Genomic DNA, 19,500 nt, shown 5'->3' with positions numbered 1-19,500 from the left:
TGACAATTTAATCAGTTTCTCCTCGCAATGACGTTACAATTTTATCAAAATAATTTATGCATAAATTAATTATTCACGGTGGTACACCTCTTAAAGGTAGTATTAATATTAGCGGTGCTAAAAATGCCGTGCTACCTATTATGGCAGCGTCTATTCTTACCGATAAACTGCATATTACTAATGTTCCAAAGTTAACGGATGTTAGTACTATGAAAGATTTGCTCCGAAGTCACAGGGCAGATATTGAAATAATAGAACATCAAGATGAATTGGAGCTTATAATTGATACCAAAAATATAAATAACTTTACTGCAGATTATGAAATAGTCCGTAAAATGAGAGCATCGATTTGGGTGCTTGGTCCTTTGCTTACCAAATACGGTAAAGCAAAAGTATCGCTTCCGGGTGGTTGTGCTATTGGAGCAAGGCAAGTAGATTTGCATATTGCTGTGTTAAAAGCTATGGGAGCTGCGATTGAAATAGAAGACGGTTATATTAACGCTTCAAGTAAAGGACGCTTAAAAGGTACTCATTTTGTTTTTGATAAAGTTTCCGTAGGTGCTACGATTAATGCAATACTTGCAGCTGTTTTAGCAGAGGGGGAAACTGTGCTTTTTAATTGCGGTCGAGAGCCGGAAATAGTTGATGTATGTAATTGTCTTATCACAATGGGAGCCGATATTGCAGGTATCGGCACTAGCGAAATAACAATTAAAGGCAAGGATTCTTTAAATAAAGCGAGCTATAAAGTACTTTCTGATCGTATTGAAGCCGGTACTTATATGTTTGCGGCAGCTATTACTAAAGGTGATGTAAAAATTTGTGGGATTGATTACCATATTGTAGAAAATATAGCTTTAAAACTTATCGAAACGGGTATAAAAGTCGTGCCGATCAATAACGGAGTTCAAGTAACTTATGAAGGGAAGTTAAATTCAGTTGATTTAGAAACTAATCCCTATCCTGGCTTTGCTACTGATTTGCAAGCACAATTTATGAGCCTTATGACGCTTAGTAGCGGTGTTTCAATGATCACCGAGAATATTTTTGAAAATCGTTTCATGCATGTCCCTGAATTATGTAGAATGGGAGCAGATATAGTAGTACGAGGTAATAAGGCGGTTGTTCGAGGTGTAGAAATGTTAAAAGGCGCAGAAGTTATGGCAAGTGATCTTAGAGCTTCGGTATCGCTAATACTTGCCGGTCTTAGTACTAATAGTAAAACCGTATTACACCGAATATATCATTTAGATCGTGGCTTCCAAGATTTAGAAAAAAAATTAAATAATTGCGGTGCAGATATAAAAAGGGTATAATATATTCGATCAACTTCAAAAATGGGCTAAGTCGTTCTACAAGAGCTACGGTACTCACGTATTAAGTATACGCTGTGTTCCTCGCCTTGTGAACTCCTTGCTCTTTTTGAAGTTGATCTGCGTATATTCGTTTCCTATTTATTTGTAGTATACTATTTTTAACGGAGAAAAATTATGGCAAGAATTACAGCAGAAGATTGTAATAAAATTATACCGGATAGGTTTCGGCTTGTTGTCCTAGCAACAAGATATGCTAAATTATTAAATTATAAAGTAGAAACTAATCAAATCAAAAAAGAAAAGCGTGATAAGCCTCCCGTTATCTCATTACGTAGAATTGCTGCCGGAAAAGTATCGGTAGCTCAGTTAGAACAAGATTTAATAAATAGTCTGCGTACAAGAACTATTATAGAGCCGCTTGTTAATCAAGATGAATCAGAAGCTGTAGGAGAAAAATTTGAGTATTTACCTGAAGTTTATATCGGGGAAGATTATTCTGATTTAGATGATCAAATCTTTATTGATGAGAATGGCGAAGATTATGAAACCGATAAGTAAATGCTTATCGGTGTTGGTACTGATATAGTACAAATTCCTAGAATCGAAAAAATATTACATTTATATCCAGAACTTTTTGCTAAAAAAATTCTAACTTCAAAGGAATTAAAACAGTTTGCTTTGTTGGGGAAAATAAACCATGCTGCTTTTTTAGCCAAGCGTTTTGCTGCTAAAGAGGCTGTTAGTAAAGCCTTTGGAGTCGGTATAGGTCAAGGTATAAATTTTAAAGATATTACTATACTAAATAATGATTTAGGTAAGCCTATAGTAGAAGTTAGCTCAAACTATACAAACAAACTCTCTCCTTTTAATATTCACCTTTCTCTTGCTGATGATTATCCTGTATGTGTAGCATTTGCTGTGATTGAGAGTAGTTATAATGTTATTCTTGGGTAGAGGCGTGTTACTGTGTGAACCCTATGTCATTCCTGCGGAGGCATTGTTGCGTGGATACCCAAACCGTCATTGCGAGGAGCGAAGCGACGTGGCAATCTCATGCAGTAATAACAAACTCCTGAGATTGCTTCGTCAAAACTTACAGTTTTTCCTCGTAATGACGACTTGGTATACGGGGAATGCCCGCTCTCGCAATGACAAAATATAAATTACGATCCGGCTTTGTTGTCTGCTTTAGGTAACATGATTTTTAAATCAGCTTTAGCTTCTAAATCAGCAATATATTTCTTTAGTATTTCTGCAGCTAATATATTATCAATAGTTACTTTTGCTTCTTCTTTTGTTGGAATAGGCACAGGTTTTTTCTCAAGCACTTTGATAATATGCCAACCGAAATCGGTTTTTACAGGAGTTGAAACTTCATTTACTTTTAAAGCAAAAGCTTTCTTTTCAAATTCCGGCACTAACTGCCCAGGTTGATTTAGTAGAATGTAACCGATAACGCCGCCGTTTGAAGCTGAAGCTTTATCAAGAGATAACTCTTCTGCAAGCTTAGTAAAGTTTCCACCTTTGCTTAATTTGGTTTTTATATCATTAGCTTCTTTTTGAGATTTAACTAAAATATGAGCAACTTTTATTTGTTCTTTACCTTTAAGATTACCGACATATTTATTATATTCATCATCAAACATATTATCTGTAATGTTAGATTTTATGTAGTTTGCTAGTAATTCTTGTTGAGCTAATTGATTTTTTGTATTTTCAAGTTTTTCTTGGAATTCTTTAGAAGAAGTAATATTTGACTTAGCAACTTCTTCTTTTAACAAAAGATTATTAACATAAATTTTTATTAATTTTTCCTGATCTTGTGGTGGAAAATCATCAAAATTTTTGATTGTTTCACCTGATTGAAGATTAAGCTGAGGCTTAAATTCTTTCATAATTTGCGATTCTTTTACTTCACCGCCTTTATAGGTAGCAACTACCTTGTCTTTATCAGCAAAAGCAATACCGGAAAGCATGCTAACTGATAAAAATATAACAGATAATTTTTTCATTTATGACTCATAATTGTGTTAAATATAAGCTTAAATTTTATAAAAATAATATATAACCGTCAACAGCTATTTGAGAATATTTTATTTATTAATAATAATTTATAAATATTTGTAGTAAAAAATTATTCATTTAAATAAAATTATAACATTTGATAATTTTATAAAATATACCTATATTTAAGTACTAAAATACTAAAAATATCATAAGGACTTTAATGCTTTCTATTTTAAAAAAACTTTTCGGTACTGCAAATGATCGTACTGTAAAAAAACTATTTTCTGAAATTACAAAAATTAACTCGCTTGAACCTGCTATACAAAAATTATCAGATCAGGAGTTGAAGAATAAAACTGTGGAGTTTAAAGAAAAGCTTAAAAACGGAGCTACTTTAGACGATATAGTATATGAAGCGTTTGCGGTAGTTAGGGAAGCAGCTAAAAGAGTTTGCGGTATGCGTCATTTTGACGTTCAGCTTATAGGCGGCCTGATATTACATCGAGGCATGATTACCGAAATGCGTACCGGTGAGGGTAAGACCTTAGTTGCAACGCTTCCTGCTTACTTAAATGCTTTAACTGGAAAAGGTGTACATGTTGTAACCGTAAATGATTATCTAGCACGCCGTGATTCTGCTTCCATGGGTAAAATTTACAATTTTTTAGGTTTATCGGTTGGATGTATTGTTGGCGGTATGCCTGATGAGGTAAAACGAGCCGCCTATAACGCCGATATTACTCATGCAACAAATAATGAACTCGGTTTCGATTATTTAAGGGATAATATGAAGTATAGCTTGCAGGAGCGGGTACTTCGTCCTTTTAATTTTGCTATCATCGATGAGGTTGATTCGATTTTGATAGATGAAGCAAGAACTCCGCTCGTTATCTCGGGTCCGGTTAATGATAATACAGAATTATACGGTAAAATTGATAAAATAGTACGTCTGCTTAATGCAAGTGATTTTGAAAAAGACGAAAAATTAAAAACTATCAATTTAACGGAAACCGGCATTACACATATAGAATTGCTTTTAAGTAAAGAAAATATTATAAAACCGGATACCAGTTTATATGATTTTGAGAATTTAACTTTAGTACATTATGTTAACCAAGCCTTAAGAGCTCATAATATGTTTACTGTTAATGTAGATTATTTGGTGCGTGAAGGTAAAGTAATGATTATTGATGAGTTTACCGGTCGTGTAATGGAAGGGCGTAGATATTCGGAAGGGTTACATCAAGCATTAGAAGCAAAAGAAAATGTGAAAATTCAAAATGAGAACCAAACTTTAGCATCTATTACTTTCCAAAATTATTTTCGTAATTATCCTAAATTATCGGGTATGACCGGTACGGCTATGACCGAAGCACCGGAACTAAAAGATATATATAATCTCGATGTGGTCGCAGTCCCAACCCATAATAAAGCTACAAGGCTTGACCTTGATGACGAAATTTACGGCAGTAAAAAAGAAAAATATGATGCTATCTTAAAGCTAATTAAGGATTGTTACGATCGTGGACAGCCTATACTTGTCGGTACGATAAGCATAGAAAAGTCAGAAGAACTTTCAAGCGTTTTAAATAAAGAAAAAATCCCTCATAAAGTATTAAACGCCAAATTTCATGAGCAGGAAGCTTTTATTATTGCTCAAGCAGGTAGGTTTAAGGCAGTAACGATTGCAACTAATATGGCAGGGCGCGGTACTGATATTATGCTTGGCGGTAATCCTGAAATGTTAATAGAACAGCTGGATAAAGAACATAATTATGAAGCTAAAATAGCTGAAATAAAAGCTCAAATTGCCGAAGAAAAGAAGCAGGTTATTGAAGCAGGCGGCTTATTTGTGATAGGTACGGAAAGGCATGAAAGCCGTAGGATAGATAATCAGCTAAGAGGAAGATCAGGTAGACAAGGTGATCCTGGTAAAACTAAGTTTTTCCTATCGCTTGATGACGATTTAATGCGTATTTTTGCATCAGATCGTATATCAGGAGTCCTTAGAACACTTGGATTGAAAGACGGAGAGGCTATCCACCATCCAATGATTAGTCGTTCACTTGAGAAAGCGCAGCAAAAAGTGGAAGGACATAACTACGAAATGCGTAAAAATTTATTACGTTTTGATGATGTAATGAATGACCAACGTAAGATAATATACGAGCAACGTACTGAAGTTATTAAATCTAAAGATAGTCACGGTTTCTTAAATAGTACTACTGAGGAACTCGCCAAAAAGATAGTATTAACTTTCATGCCGGTAGGCTCTTATAGAGAAGATTGGGATATAGAGAATTTAAGCGTAGAATTACATCGTGTTTTTTCTATAAAATTTGATCATAATGTAGTAAGTAAAAATGATGTAACGGAAGAAGAAATCACGAAGACCGTTATACAAATGGCTTATGATATATATAAGTCAAAAGAAGAAGCCTATAGTAGCGAGTTAATGCATAATGCCGTGAAATATATTTTATTAACTACCCTTGATCAAGTTTGGAAAGATCATTTATATAGCTTAGATCATTTAAGACAAGGCATATCTCTTCGAGCTTATGGCCAAAAAGACCCTCTTAGTGAGTATAAAAGAGAAGCATTTAACTTATTCGAGCAGATGCTTAATAATTTAAAAGAATTATTTATTCAAACCGTATACCATTTCCATATTGACTTAAAACATGTTCAAAAAGAAGATGTTTCACTTGAGTATAAAAAACTTCAGAAAAATATGCGTGAGAGTCGGGAAGATCCGGCATTTAGTAAATATAACGCAGGAAGTAGCCTTGAGACTGACCTTAAACCATTCGTATCACGCATTGACCCAAAAGATAGAAACCCTGAAGATCCTACTAGTTGGGGTAGGGTATCTCGTAATGAGCTATGCCCGTGCGGTTCAGGCAAGAAATATAAATATTGTCATGGTGCAAATGAATAGATGAAAACCTATAATACCCTACGATTTTTACTCTATGTCATTCCCGAGAAGGCGGGAATCCAGCAAAACTCGAAAAAATCAAAAGATTATAGCTATTTCTTAAAATTTCTTTACATTTTTAGAAAAAGTAAAAATTCTTCGAGATTTTTATACTTTCTGGGTTCCCGCCTTCTCGGGAATGACATAAAACAAGCCATTAATTCTTAAGACAATACACCTTTTTAAAAATTGTAGGGTATTATAATGCAAACCACTTTACCTCAGCGTTCTCTAAAAATCCAAGCTAGGCTTAATTTTATAGTGTAGCAAATTCTAGATATTGCACAAGATAAAATCGCTATGATTATCTTGTATTGCTCTTTTGCAAGAGGTGATTGGGTGCGTGGTCTACCTAATGGTTACCATAGCGATACCTATATTTTGATAATTCTGAAGAAAGGTAAATATAAAGGATATACTGCTTTAAGATTACAAGATACAATATATACCAAATTAAAAAAGACAGGAGTAATAAAGCCGCAAATTATCCCATATGACTCACGAATATCAATAATTCTTGAATCAATAGATGAAGTAACAGGCAGTTAGAAAAAGGACGTTATTTTTATACGGATATAAACAAAGAAGGCATTCTTTATATATGATAGCAAGGAATTTACACTTAGCGAAGCTAAAGATTTCCCTTGGAGCGAGATGAAAGAAATTGCTAAAGATTACTATGAAGAATGGTTTAGAAGTGGATGCGGGTTTTTGATTGATTGCCAATATCCATTTGAAAGAGGCGAATTAAACAAAAGTGCTTTTTATCTTCATCAAGCTACGGAGAGTTTTTACAGTAGCATCTTGTTAGTTTTTTCCAATTACAAACCTAAATTGTATGATATAGAAGAATTAGGGAGTATGGCAGAAAATTATAATAGTGAGCTATTGCAAGTATTTCCTATAGTAACCTCTGAGCAAAAAGAATGTTTTGAGTTACTTCAAAAAGCTTATGTTGACGCAAGATATGATAAAAACTATAAAATTACAAAAGAACAGCTGCTTTATTTAATCGATAGAGTAGAAAAGTTGAAGGAAATAACCGAAAGAATCTGCACGGCAAGGATTAATCAGTAGGAGTTCTCAGTATTGTCTGCGTGTGACCTCCTAATCGTCATTGCTAGGACATTGCATAGCAATTGACGAAGCAATCTCAGGAGTTTGTTATTATTTCATAAGATTGCCACGCAGCCTACGGCTGCTCGCAATGACGATTTGGGTATCCAAGCAAGCCTTTTGCAGGAATGACAATGAGATCTTTATTACCTTTAAGAAATACAAAGTATAAATAAGTAGAATATGATAAAAGAACTATTAAATAGTAATTTAACTCTGTTGCTAAAGTCAAATAGAGTAGTAGTGCAAGATATAGAACATTATGTAAAACAATGTAGCTTTGAAAATGTTTTAAAAGAGTCTATTTTTCTTGATAAAGTGGGCGTAGTAAGGAGTTTAAATGAATTACTTGCAGTATCTACTACTGAACTATTTTCGGTATCTACAAATAATGCACTAAAAGTTGGCTAAATGGTTAGTTGAAGAAAAAAAAGCAAATGTTAATATGTGTAGTGATATTTTGAAGAATACTCCTTGAAATTCAGCCGCACGTCACGGAAATTATAAAGTAGCAGAATATCTAATATCAAAAGGCGCTGCAGTAAACGGGAACGATAGAGCTTGGCTAGGATCACCTTTATATGAAGCAGTAAGCACTTTAATGTAGCAAAACTATTACTTAAGAACGGAGCTGAGGTGGATCAAAGAAAATCCGGAGGAATACCTTTGCATGCGGTTGTTAAAAACGTTCGATGTACTTCTAAAGATATGAAGGATGATGAAATATATAAGCTGTTAGTATCATATGGTGCTGATATCAACGCAAAAGTAGAATTTAAAGGAGTAGGGTTTAGTATATATGATGGAAAAACGATATCAGAAATAGTAGAATTTAAAATAGCATTCGTCGGTGAAAGTGAAGTAATAACGGAAGAATAATGATGTTTTGAGATATCTTAACATATTTATAGGCATTGCCTAGAAATCGTTGATACCGTCATTGTAAGCGGCTGTAGGCTCCTGTTGCATGGATACCAAATCGTCATTGCGAGCGACTGTAAGGAGCGTGGCAATCCAGAAAAATAATAAAAATGCTACGCATTTTACTAGATTGCTTCGTCAATTACTTTGTAATTTTCCTCGTAATGACGTCAACTTTTCAAATTATCAACTTTTTCTAGGCAATGTCTATTTATCGACACGGTAGTTATTGACAAGTTTAGGAAAAAGTTTTATATTCTTCACAAGTTTAAGAAAAAGTTAATAGTATATGTCTAAAGCAAAAACAGCTTCCAAAAATAACCCGACTTCTAGGGAACAGGCTAAAGAATATTTTCATAACGGTCAGAAGATCAAACCGGTCAAGCTTATTGCTGCTCAAAAGTCTTTTCTAGCTGCCGAATATGAATCTTCCGGAGATTTAGTCGTAGGGAGCAATGGTCAGCCATTACCTTGGGGATTAGTTAAAAGCTTATCTTAATATTTTCATTTCCAAAAACCTCGCTAATAAATAATCGGGGGCATAGCTCAGGGGTAGAGCATCTGCTTTGCACGCAGAGGGTCAAGGGTTCGATTCCCTTTGCCTCCACCACTTCCGATAAGGGTTTTAAGGCTTTTTGAAATTTAGTAAAAACTTTGAATGTTCCTTTTGTTTTAATTTTCGCTCCATGTCTTGCTAAAAAAATATTCTGTACCTACTATTATTGGTTATGGGAAGTATTTACAACAGCAGAATCTAGGCAAAAACAATAATCTACATACTCAAAAACTGAGGTTACTATTTACTTGAGAAAGAAATATACGAAGCTTTGCTAGCACTCAGTAATTATAGCAGTGAAGAGAATAATAAATTATTAAATACAACTTATTGACTTATTAATATTATTTTCTTATAAATTAACAAAAAAATAAGGACATAATATGAGTGGTACAACAAAAAATATAAATGCAAAGGGAGCATGGGTCTTGATGGTTGGCTTGGCGTTACTGTAGGTGATAATATTACTCACTCTTTTAGTTTAGATACTAATAATATTTTTTAGGTATCACCGATACTATGAATTACTATAATGGCTTAGGTAGTATAGACATAAATAATGCACGTGTTAATTTGAATATAACTAATAGAGCTTTAGAAATAAATGCTAATAACAGACCTTTTAAATTGATTGTAGACGAGAATTTTTCTATAAAAATTGCAGAGTTTAACACCTATGATTCTCTTGTAATAGAGATATATCAAGGCATTGCTCTTAGAATACTAGACGAAGAATGTCCTTCTATGCCTATAACTTTGGGGCAAAATGCTAAAGTTAATTTTATCTATGAAAATGAGCAATATACTTTTACAAATCATTATCAAGATAAAATGAGTTTCCAAGATATAAATACGTTAGCAAAAATAGCTAATCTACCTCATAAAGAATTTGTTAAAATTTTATCTAATAATTATACGCTAGAAGAAATAAAGGAGATTGCAGATAAATATAAAGCAATAGATAAAGAGGCATTAAATTTATTTATAGGACAAAATTATAAGCTTTTTTATAGCTCTGATCAAACTGAAAATCCTTTTAAAGATCATACTTCATTTTTAAATTAGTAGACAAGTCTTTAGAAGAAAGTCCAATCCTTAATCTACTGCCTGTTGACCTTAAAATATCATATAGCTTCTTATTTAGAGGACGAAGTCGATATAATAGGCAATGACAGCTAAATCCTCTATCTACTACAATGCAAGCTGGCATACAATACATATTGGCATGCAAGAAGATTAAGCTACACGGCAAAGCTTGCCAATCACTTAATACATAAAAATGGTACGCAATGGCTTGATGTTTTAGATCAGGCATTAAATTTATACCAGCTAGGCACTCAGACTATGCAGATAGCAGGCGATATAAGAAAGCTAGTAGCAAGCACATCGCTGGTAGACTTAAAGAAAAATTTACAAAATCTTGACTCTGTAAGATTTGGTATGTAGGTATCAAGGGTAGTAAGTACTACAAATAATTTAGTAGTTGAGAGTTTGCAGGACGTAATACAAGCACGGATGTCCGGTATGCAGATGAGCGTTGGCTTTAATAATGCCGGAACATATAAGGAGCTAGGAGGTAAAGCTGAAGTAGCTAGCCGAGATGTAGTGCGGACAACAGAATTATCAAAAAAATTTACTTTACTCTATTAGTTGTACGATAAATATATGATAAATAAATTTAGTAACTAGAAGAGTAACAGAATATATTAGATTTTGAATCTCAAATTGAACAAAAAGACGCCACATTAGAATTATATATAGAAAACAATTCTTTTAATATATTGGATACTTTAAATAAGATAAATTCGATTCCACATACGTCACTTAATAATATATCATCTTCTGAAGAAAATCCATTAATTAAGGAGTTAACCGCCATTAATGGACAAAAAATCCACCTTATTTATTCTCCGATAATTAAAAAAGTTTCAGCGTATATTAAGTGAAGATAATAAAATTATTGAAATAAAGAATGTGATGGAGAGTATAAACTTTACGTAGATCACCAAGGCTTAGGAGAAGTGCTTCCAACTCATCCTACAGGTTCTACTGGTACTAATGGAACAGTGGCTACTCCAGTGCCACAATATGAATCTGCATCTATTACTCCTAGAACAATGAATGCAGTAATTAATACTCCTATAACAGCAACCTTAGGAGGAACAGAGCCTATTATTATTAAAGAATATCAAGAACATATTTTGCAGAATGGATATTCAAATCTATATGTTATACGTTTTGCAGTAAAATTTGATCCTTCAGATCCTGTAAGTTTGAACAGTCATATATTACCTAACTCAATCTCAGGATTAACCCAAATTGAACAAGATATATTTTACTTATGCCTTGCATGAATTAATGCTTACAAGCCCTGCAAGTTCTATTATTGGGGTTGGACCAGGTAATTTTCCAAATAACGTAGTATTAGTAGATTTTTTTTAAAAGAGACCTAGGTACTCAGCAAATACAAATAAATAATATTACTGGTTTTCCTGCTGGCATTCATACTGTGGAACAAGAAAATAATATAGTCACTTTAATTGATCCAAATAATTTCATTTTTAGTAATCCATTAGAAAACTTTGTTAAATTTCTTGGGCCATCTCTATTTCCTAACCTAGTCCCACCTTTCACCATAGAAATAGAACAAAATATTCACGGTAATAAGCAAAAATTTTATAAATCTGATCCAACAATACCTGTTGGAAGAGGAACAAATAATTCAAGAGATTGCACAGATGTTGCAGTTAAAATTGCATTTAAATTAAACGAAGAACAACAAAAAGGTATTAATAATATAGCAACCCTATTGGATCGTATAAAATCTTTATCAAATCAAAAAGCAGTTAATATTTTAATACCATATGATGAGATAAATATGAATGCATTACAAGACTTATCTGCCGCTCGTAGAGAGGAAACAATTAATTTATTAACAAAATATAAAGGTAATACTAATCTTGCACAAAAGGGAGGTATGACGACTTTAGCAAAATTACAGAAGTTTGATAGATTGCTAACTGAAGTAGAAACATTTTGTAATCAACCGGCAATTCAACCACTGTTACAAGATCTAAATAAACTTCAAGTAGTTGTAACAAAAAGATAAATAATGGGACTGTTGCGAGATGAGAGGATAGCAGGTATAATTAAAAAAAACAAAAAATATGTTCATATGTCTGAGTATCAAATGATAATGGTAAGTTTAGATGAGTTAATAAGTGTGGATCATCAATATCGTAAATTCAAAAGTTTATTCAATTTTAAAGCAGTTGAAGCTGAGTTATTAGCAGTAGAATGCGAAGCTAACTATAAAGGCTATGGTATAGTGAGGCTGTTTAAATGTTTGCTGCTGCAATTTATGGAAGACTTATCGGATCGGGAATTGGAACGTTATTTAGCTGATAGCACAGCGGCAAAATGGTTTTGTGATTTTGCTCTTACAGAGAAGACGCCTGATTATAGTGTATTTAGTAAAATACGTAAAAAAATAGGCACTAATTTACTATCAAAAATATTTGTAAAATTCCGAGATCAACTACGAGCACAAGGCTATATGGGTGAAGTATTTACCTTTGTAGATGCTTCTCATTTAATCTCAAAAGCTAATCTTTGGGAGGAACGTGATAAACTAAGAACACAAAAATATGATAAATTGAATAATGAGACTCTGCCTAAGGTTGTAAAGGATAAACAAGCTAAAATTGGCTGTAAGGGAGCAAATAAATTTTGGTATGGTTATAAAAAACATGTGAGTGTCGATATTCAATCAGGAATGATCAATAAGGTTGCAGTTACCCCTGCAAATGTTACTGATAGCAAAGGTTTTAAGCATGTTATGCCAAGCTCCGGTGCTACATATGTTGATAAAGGTTATTGTACAATCTCTGCCAAGAATGCAGCAGCTAAAAAGGGGTTCCATCTTTGCTCAATAAAGAAAAATAATATGAAAGATAAGAATTTTGACCTTGATAAATATTATACGAAAATCAGAGCACCTTTTGAGAGGGTATTTTCAAAAGATAATAAACGGGTTAGATATATAGGAATTGCCAAAAATCAATTCTCTGAATTTATGAATGCCATATGTTTTAATTTAAAACGATTAGTGGTTTTAACAACTTTAATAGCTTAGAGAAATTTGTTAATAAAAATCCTAACTCTGTAAACAAATCTCTATTAAATTACTATACTATTGAATAAATTTTATCTCAATATTAAACAGAATTTCTTTTTAAAAATATTTGGACAGAGCTAAATATTTATTTATCTGTTTTCCTCTCATTTTACTATTAAAAATTATCTCGCAACAGTCCCTTTATCTGTATTAACAACTATTTTATCAATACCAGGGCTTCTTCGCCCTCGATTGATTTGGGTAATACGTCTTATAGCAAGTAATTTATTTGATCTTGATTTCAACATCAATTTCTGTAAACTACGTACTAATTTCATGTTACCATTTGCAGATGCCCTATAGATACGTCTACGAAGATTATTAACCTTTTTATTAACTTCTTGCCAATTTATTGCATGCCAATAAATTTTCTCAAAGTTATTATTATCGGTCTTAATTGTTACATTTGCGTTTTGCATCTAACTTTTCCAATATAATTCATAATCTTGTTTACTTACTTAGGGTAAATCACCAGTCTTAAGTCAGCATCATTTCTGATTAGCACATAGTGCCTATACACCCAGTTATTTATTCCTGTAGCCTTTCAGCTTAGTGTCATTAGCTTTTTAAGACCTCTCTTACCTACTACAAGTTGCCAAATAATAGGCTTACCACGTTTCACTAATTAAAAATGCGTTAAGTTGGTTACCTTCTGTATACCGGGGAACTGGCATTTTTTAAAGAAGGTCGCGTCTTCCTTCTTACAGTTAAGCTTTTCAGCTTCATCCCTATAACAGATATTATCTGGAGTATCTGCTTTTATATTTACGATATTTTCCAAACAAAGATTCACTTTCGTTTAACCAAATTTAACTTTACCTTGCCCCTATTTCCCATCCAGATTAGTAATTTAGTTAGGCTTCTTATTGCGCTTAGCACAAGATCGTTACCAACCTTGCACCGCAATAATGGTAATTAGGTCTAAATGCAACCTAACCGCAATATACTTGCAGACTTTATTTTAGTGCCATCGTGTCGCAATACGCAATATATAAACCTGAAGGTTTATTATTTGCTTGCTGGTTCATATGTTTGAGATTCAGTGGATGATTTTAAGATTGCATGGTAATGTCAACGATGGATTGAATAAGATCGAGATTCACGAACCATGGCGATACAGTTTGCAAGAATAGAAATAGTGGGCAGAAGTGAAGGCAAAAATGCTTGCCTTAAAGCTGCTTATAATGCCAGGCTGATTATTAAAGATGAGAGAACTAACGTTACTTACAACTTTAGCAAGAAGGGAGATAATGTTTACCATGCAGTTTTGTTACCTACTCACGTAGATCAAAAATTTAAAGACCCAAGAGTCTTGATGAATGAAGTAGAACGTACAGAGAAAAGAAAAAATAGTCAATTATTAAAAGATGTAGTAATAGCACTGCCTGATGATAAGGAATTAGATTTACAAGATAGAATAGCAATTACTCATGAGATAATCGAAGAAATGGCATGGGTTAAAAATGGTTTAGGGGTTCAGGTAGATATTCATAAGCCACATGATGGAGAGAAAAATTGGCATGCCCATTTGCTTATTACTACTAGAAGATTTACAGAGGACGGTAAATCTTTAGGAGCTAAGGCAGTAGATTTAAATCCTAAATTTGCCAAAGTAAGTGGCAAAGCGTTTATTATCCCGGAAGATAAAATAATTCATGAAAGAGCTAAAGAAGTAATCAATAAATATTTTGCTCAGTTAGGTTCAGACATCAGGGTAGACCCGATAAGTTTTAGCCCTGAGCAGCATGTTGGTCCTACTAGAATGAGAAATATTATCAATGAAATATCTGAGCAAAATAACATATGTAAGCTCGCTCATCTTGATATCATCAAAGGAGCAGATGGGGTATTAACCCGTATTATTCGTCATCAAGCTATTTTTACTAAACTCGATATAGAAAAAGCAGTAAAAGAGATGCCGGAAGAAGCAGAAAAGTCAAAACTAATAAAGGACGTATTAAATTCAGATAGATTAATCAAGCTATATAATGAGGATGCTACTGATACCAAATACTATACTACTAAGGATGTAAGAGAAGAAGAATTACGGATAGTGAGAATAGCAGATAAGGTAAATAACCAAATGCATTTTAATAATGTTCTGAAGATTAAAAGTGATATTGAAAATCTGACAAGTGTTAATGAAGCACAGCAAGAGAGCCTACAGCATATTTTAATTAATAGTCAATTAGAATCATTCGAGGTAGAGCCGGCACTGGTAAATCACAAGTACTTGCTGAAGGCTATAAAATTGCTACTAATCATGGACAAAATATTATACTACTCATAAAGCAGCATCAGAGCTTAAAAGTAAAGGCTACCAGCAATGTTATACAGTAAAAGGATTTTTATTTAAATTGTATAATGGTAAAGCTGAGCTAGCAAGAAATACTACGCTAGTAGTAGATGAAGCAGGGAGGTAGGTAATAGTGATTATTTAGAATTATTAAAAGTAGCAAGGAGTAACAATTGTAATTTAATACTTGCTGGAGATGAAAGGCAACTAACTTCCGTTGAGCGAGGAGGAATGTTTGCAGTATTGGCAAACAGGTTTGGCTCATATGAATTAAGTAACATTAGACGACAAAATAAAGCATGGGCAAGAGAAATGGCTTCATGCTTTGCAAGATTAGATATTACTGCTGGTTTGGATTTACTCAAGCAACATAATTGTTTAAAGGTTGATCATACACTAGAGGAATCAATGGTAAGATTGATTGATGATTGGAGCAATAGCAAATTTGCTATAGATGAGCGTTTAATAATTACCATGCGTAATACTGAAGTAGATAGTATTAATCAAGGAGTTAGAGAATTATTAAAAGCTCAAGGTCTTCTTACTGGTAAAGAATATAGATGCTATATATCATCTGAAAAGCACGAAGATTATATGGTAGGAGATCGTATTTTATTTAAGACAACTAATAAAGATTTACAAATAGAAAATGGTGAATTTGCAACAATCACTACAATAAGTAACGATAGATTTATCGCTAAAACAGATAATGGCAAGGAGGTAGAATTTAATCCTCATGAGATAGACTTTAAACATGGATATGCATCTACAGTATATAAATCACAAGGATCATCAATTAAAGATGTTTATGTGTTACATAATATAGCAGGTAATAGTAGAAATTCATATGTTGCTATGACAAGGCACATAGAAAAGGTAAAACTCTACTGTAATCGGGAGAGTACAAGAAATATAGGAAGTTTAATATCTCAGCTAAGTAAATCAGATAATAACCTATCAAGTATTAATTTTAAAACTTTAGAAGAATTAGCAGCGATTCAAGGTCAAGAAAATAAGAGTCATAATATTATAAATAAAGTAGGTAATTGGTTTAAATGGGTAATAGAAGATATTCAGGATAGATTACATAGTAATGATAACTATTACCGCTTAAAAGTCAAATTAGAATCAGCTAAAATAATAAAGTCAGAACCACATGCAACAGTCAGAGTAATTGTTAAAAACACTAGTATAAATCCTGCAACAAGCCATAAAGCCCAAGAAGAGCAAACAAGCTCTGCTGATAATCTCAAGAAATGTAATAAGCAAGATACAGCAATAAGTACTAAATTACAAGAGGAGGTTATGGCAAAGAAGAAAATCGATTATCATGCTATTAATAAACAAGAAGCACTAGAATTAAAGCAAAGATTATCATTTAAAGCTGCAGAAATAGGTATAAATCTACTAGGCAGTCCAAATAAGCATTTATCAAATAGCCAAGTATTACGCTGGGAACAAGATGGTAAAATAGTCATGAAGATAAATGGCAGTAAAGCTGGTATCTGGCATGATTTTAGTACAGGAGAGGGAGGAGATTTATTTACCTTAGTACAAAGAGAAAAAAATTGTGATTTTGTAGAAGCTAAGAAATATTTACAAGATATGGTTGCTATGTCAACCGACACAAGTAAAGATCTAGCAGTAAATTTAGCAGCAAATAAAAATCAACAAATTAAAACCAATGATCAAAAAGAGCAAGATGATGAAATAGTAAAAATTAAGAAAGCAGAAATATTATATGAAAAATCAGATACTTTAAAATATGTCATGCCAAATCATGTAGTAAAAAGATATTTATCAGAACATCGTGAAATTAAAGAAGTATTAACAAGATACCAATTAAGCTTTGATCTTAGAACCAACATGATGTGGGATAGTAATAGTAAACAATATTATCCTGCTTTAATTGCCTTTGCTAGAAATAAAGATGGTAATATTACTGGTGGACAAGCAATTTATTTAAACAAAGACACAAATAATAAAGCTGATATTGAGGTTAATAAACGTTCATTTGGTAGAATCAGAGGTTCTTTTGTCGAGATTAATAAAAATAACGAACAGCAGAACGTACAAAGCAGTAAAGATGGCAATAATTCAGCAAGTAATGTAACGATTATAGCAGAGGGGCTCGAGACCGCTTTAAGTATTAGGGAAGCTGGTATTAAAGGCAAAATTCTTTGTAGTTTAGGTGTAAGTAACATCAGAAACTATGAGCCTATCAAAGGTGAGAGAATAATAATTGCTGCTGATAATGATGGCAAAGATGCAGTATCAGTTAATACTGTAATTAAGGCTCAAGAAGAATTAATTAGCAAAGGAGCGACTGTATCAATAATACGACCACCAGAAAAAGGTGATTTTAATGATATGTTAAAATCCCAAGGAGCAAAATCTATTAAAAATCTTCTAGAGCCTGAAATAATAAAATTAACAGCAGCTAGCAAGGCAACAGAACTTAAATCATCATTAAAAGCAAGTGATAATAGCAAATCACAAATTAAGTCTATAGAATTATTATTTTCAAAAATGGTAAATAACGATAATAACGGACTAAATAATTTGCAGCAACAGCAAATACAAGCTCTAGCAAAGTTTGGCACAGCAGAGAATATCAATACCGCAATACAAATCTACAGAGAAAAAGGTATAGATTCTTGTATGCTCTATAGTAACAAGATTTGCATAGCAGCAATAGAGCAGAAGATACAAGAAGATTTACAAATTATGCAGAATAAATTTGATCCTAATTATAATCTTGGTGATAAAAGATTTTCTGATATAGTAATATATGATTTTCAAGGCAAAAGCCATTTAGTGCCTGAAGATTACTTAAATGCCATAGGAAGAGATAAACAAGTAATGCAGTATATAAGTCCAAGCTCAGAAATAGGTAAAGAAATAAAAAGTGCGGTAAAGAATTGCTCTGAGATCAAACTAAATCAAGGAATAAGAGTTTAGGATGTAATGTAATAATATTTTATCAAGTTAAAAAATGTCAACATATGAGTGAACAAGGAAACCTGCTGGGTGATCCAGATAAAGGCACAAAGAAAGCTAAGCATGATAAGATATTTCGTAAGGCACTAGAGAATCCTCTAGTTGCCCATGAGTTCTTTAATGCACATTTGCCCCCAAATATTAAAAGTTTAATAGATTTTCCTAGTTTAGCAATGGAAAATACCACTTTTGTAGAAAGCTCTTTAAAAGATTCTATCTCTGATGTTTTATTCTCATGCAAATTTGATAAACAAGACGGATATTTATTTTTACTTGTCGAGCATCAATCAAAAGCAGATCATTTTATGGCTTTTAGGCTTTTTAAATATATGATTAATATTTGTGAGCGATATTTAATACAAAATCCTAAAGCTAAGACTTTACCATTGGTATACCCAATGATATTTTACAATAATCAGGCGAAATACAATGTTGCAAGGAATTTATGGGATTTATTCGCTAATAATAAATTAGCGAGAGAGTTATGGATTAATGATTACCAATTAGTGAATGTCCATGAAATTCCTGACGAAGAGTTTAAACAAAGGATATGGTCAGGGATATTAGAATTTTTTCTCAAGCATATACATGAACGGGAATTATTAAAGAGATGGCAAGAAATATCAGATATATTACCAGAATTAACAAAAATAACGATAGGCTATGATTATCTAGAAATGATATTATATTATACATTGACGAAGATAGAGCAAGCTGATAGAATAAAGTTAGAGGATTTATTATCAACAAAGTTGAATCCGGAAATAGGAACAAGGCTTATGAGAAGTTTAGCACAGCATTGGCAACAAGAAGGAAAAGAATTAGGTGTTCTTGAAGGTTTACAAGTTGGTGAAGCTAAAGGTATCCAAATTGGTGAAGCTAAAGGTATCCAAATTGGAAAAGCTGAAGGGGAATATAATAAAGCAGTAGAGGTAGCAAAGAAAATGTTAGCTCAAGGTTGCAATATTGCTTTAATTTCTAGTGTAACCGGTCTTGATGAAGCTTTTATTAGTTCTTTAGAGTAAACATATTTCTTGTAAAATTTACTCTGCTGTTTGAAAAATCATTTATAAAAAATTCTGAAATAACAAACAAGTTTTTTATACACAGCTTACCTCTAAAACTCGCAAT

19 protein-coding genes and 1 tRNA gene are annotated in these 19,500 nt (G+C 32.8%); 18 read left to right on the top strand and 2 right to left on the bottom strand.

Features of this window, described 5'->3' with window-relative positions; genetic code table 11:
* Nucleotides 1–56 precede the first annotated feature (56 nt).
* From murA to acpS, 3 genes are all read left to right on the top strand, one after another.
* Complete coding sequence (gene murA / locus C4Q30_RS00610) at nucleotides 57–1,316, top strand: UDP-N-acetylglucosamine 1-carboxyvinyltransferase (RefSeq protein ID WP_103896893.1); 1,260 nt, start codon at nucleotides 57–59, stop codon at nucleotides 1,314–1,316.
* Nucleotides 1,317–1,490: 174 nt separating this feature from the next.
* Complete coding sequence (rpoZ, locus tag C4Q30_RS00600) at nucleotides 1,491–1,874, top strand: DNA-directed RNA polymerase subunit omega (protein ID WP_014014529.1); 384 nt, start codon at nucleotides 1,491–1,493, stop codon at nucleotides 1,872–1,874.
* Entirely contained in the window at nucleotides 1,875–2,270 is a 396-nt protein-coding gene (gene acpS / locus C4Q30_RS00595) for a holo-ACP synthase (protein WP_045806006.1), read from the top strand.
* A 209-nt stretch (nucleotides 2,271–2,479) separates the two neighbouring features.
* On the opposite strand, the gene C4Q30_RS00585 is transcribed toward acpS, so the two are convergent.
* Nucleotides 2,480–3,328, bottom strand: a complete 849-nt coding sequence (locus C4Q30_RS00585) for a foldase protein PrsA (RefSeq protein ID WP_103896891.1) — start codon at nucleotides 3,326–3,328, stop codon at nucleotides 2,480–2,482.
* 215 nt (nucleotides 3,329–3,543) lie between these two features.
* On the opposite strand from C4Q30_RS00585, the gene secA reads away from it, so the two are divergent.
* From secA to C4Q30_RS00520, 12 genes are all read left to right on the top strand, one after another.
* Nucleotides 3,544–6,264 carry a preprotein translocase subunit SecA gene (gene secA, locus C4Q30_RS00580; RefSeq protein ID WP_103896890.1) on the top strand — a complete coding sequence of 907 codons (2,721 nt, stop codon included), beginning with the start codon at nucleotides 3,544–3,546 and terminating at the stop codon, nucleotides 6,262–6,264.
* A gap of 339 nt (nucleotides 6,265–6,603) precedes the next feature.
* Nucleotides 6,604–6,852, top strand: a complete 249-nt coding sequence (locus C4Q30_RS09315) for a hypothetical protein (RefSeq protein ID WP_245207384.1) — start codon at nucleotides 6,604–6,606, stop codon at nucleotides 6,850–6,852.
* A 105-nt stretch (nucleotides 6,853–6,957) separates the two neighbouring features.
* A complete protein-coding gene (locus tag C4Q30_RS08935) occupies nucleotides 6,958–7,380 on the top strand; it encodes a HEPN domain-containing protein (RefSeq protein WP_209445174.1) in 423 nt (140 codons plus the stop codon).
* Nucleotides 7,381–7,602: 222 nt separating this feature from the next.
* Nucleotides 7,603–7,830, top strand: coding sequence for a hypothetical protein (locus C4Q30_RS00560; protein ID WP_103896888.1), 228 nt, complete (start codon nucleotides 7,603–7,605; stop codon nucleotides 7,828–7,830).
* A gap of 225 nt (nucleotides 7,831–8,055) precedes the next feature.
* Nucleotides 8,056–8,298: an ankyrin repeat domain-containing protein gene (locus C4Q30_RS00555; RefSeq protein WP_103896887.1), complete on the top strand. Its 243-nt coding sequence runs from the start codon at nucleotides 8,056–8,058 to the stop codon at nucleotides 8,296–8,298.
* 331 nt (nucleotides 8,299–8,629) lie between these two features.
* A complete protein-coding gene (locus C4Q30_RS00550) occupies nucleotides 8,630–8,839 on the top strand; it encodes a hypothetical protein (RefSeq protein ID WP_004998070.1) in 210 nt (69 codons plus the stop codon).
* A gap of 36 nt (nucleotides 8,840–8,875) precedes the next feature.
* A tRNA-Ala gene (locus tag C4Q30_RS00545) sits at nucleotides 8,876–8,950 on the top strand.
* Between the two features lie 465 nt (nucleotides 8,951–9,415).
* On the top strand, nucleotides 9,416–9,961 hold the full coding sequence (locus tag C4Q30_RS00540; RefSeq protein ID WP_103896886.1) for a hypothetical protein: 546 nt from the start codon (nucleotides 9,416–9,418) through the stop codon (nucleotides 9,959–9,961).
* 426 nt (nucleotides 9,962–10,387) lie between these two features.
* Nucleotides 10,388–10,546, top strand: a complete 159-nt coding sequence (locus tag C4Q30_RS08690; protein ID WP_198913008.1) for a hypothetical protein — start codon at nucleotides 10,388–10,390, stop codon at nucleotides 10,544–10,546.
* Nucleotides 10,547–10,917: 371 nt separating this feature from the next.
* A complete protein-coding gene (locus C4Q30_RS00530) occupies nucleotides 10,918–11,250 on the top strand; it encodes a hypothetical protein (protein WP_245207383.1) in 333 nt (110 codons plus the stop codon).
* 155 nt (nucleotides 11,251–11,405) lie between these two features.
* Nucleotides 11,406–12,005: a hypothetical protein gene (locus tag C4Q30_RS00525; protein WP_245207382.1), complete on the top strand. Its 600-nt coding sequence runs from the start codon at nucleotides 11,406–11,408 to the stop codon at nucleotides 12,003–12,005.
* Between the two features lie 3 nt (nucleotides 12,006–12,008).
* The gene (locus C4Q30_RS00520) at nucleotides 12,009–13,031 is read left to right on the top strand and encodes a transposase (protein WP_209445172.1); all 1,023 of its coding nucleotides are present in this window, start codon (nucleotides 12,009–12,011) and stop codon (nucleotides 13,029–13,031) included.
* A 164-nt stretch (nucleotides 13,032–13,195) separates the two neighbouring features.
* Here the strand turns inward: C4Q30_RS00520 and C4Q30_RS00515 are convergent, their stop codons facing one another.
* Nucleotides 13,196–13,492, bottom strand: coding sequence for a reverse transcriptase N-terminal domain-containing protein (locus C4Q30_RS00515; protein WP_245207381.1), 297 nt, complete (start codon nucleotides 13,490–13,492; stop codon nucleotides 13,196–13,198).
* Nucleotides 13,493–14,181: 689 nt separating this feature from the next.
* Here C4Q30_RS00515 and C4Q30_RS10615 point away from each other — a divergent pair.
* The 3 genes from C4Q30_RS10615 (at nucleotide 14,182) to C4Q30_RS00505 (ending at nucleotide 19,394) form a co-directional block, all read left to right on the top strand.
* Nucleotides 14,182–15,363, top strand: a complete 1,182-nt coding sequence (locus tag C4Q30_RS10615; protein WP_410525776.1) for a MobA/MobL family protein — start codon at nucleotides 14,182–14,184, stop codon at nucleotides 15,361–15,363.
* 189 nt (nucleotides 15,364–15,552) lie between these two features.
* Complete coding sequence (locus C4Q30_RS00510) at nucleotides 15,553–18,330, top strand: toprim domain-containing protein (protein ID WP_410525778.1); 2,778 nt, start codon at nucleotides 15,553–15,555, stop codon at nucleotides 18,328–18,330.
* 44 nt (nucleotides 18,331–18,374) lie between these two features.
* Nucleotides 18,375–19,394: an Rpn family recombination-promoting nuclease/putative transposase gene (locus tag C4Q30_RS00505; RefSeq protein WP_103896884.1), complete on the top strand. Its 1,020-nt coding sequence runs from the start codon at nucleotides 18,375–18,377 to the stop codon at nucleotides 19,392–19,394.
* Nucleotides 19,395–19,500 lie beyond the last annotated feature (106 nt).

It is taken from the genome of Rickettsia fournieri (genome assembly GCF_900243065.1).
Classification (GTDB): Bacteria; Pseudomonadota; Alphaproteobacteria; order Rickettsiales; family Rickettsiaceae; genus Rickettsia; species Rickettsia rickettsii.
This window is presented reverse-complemented; position numbering and strand designations above follow the sequence as displayed.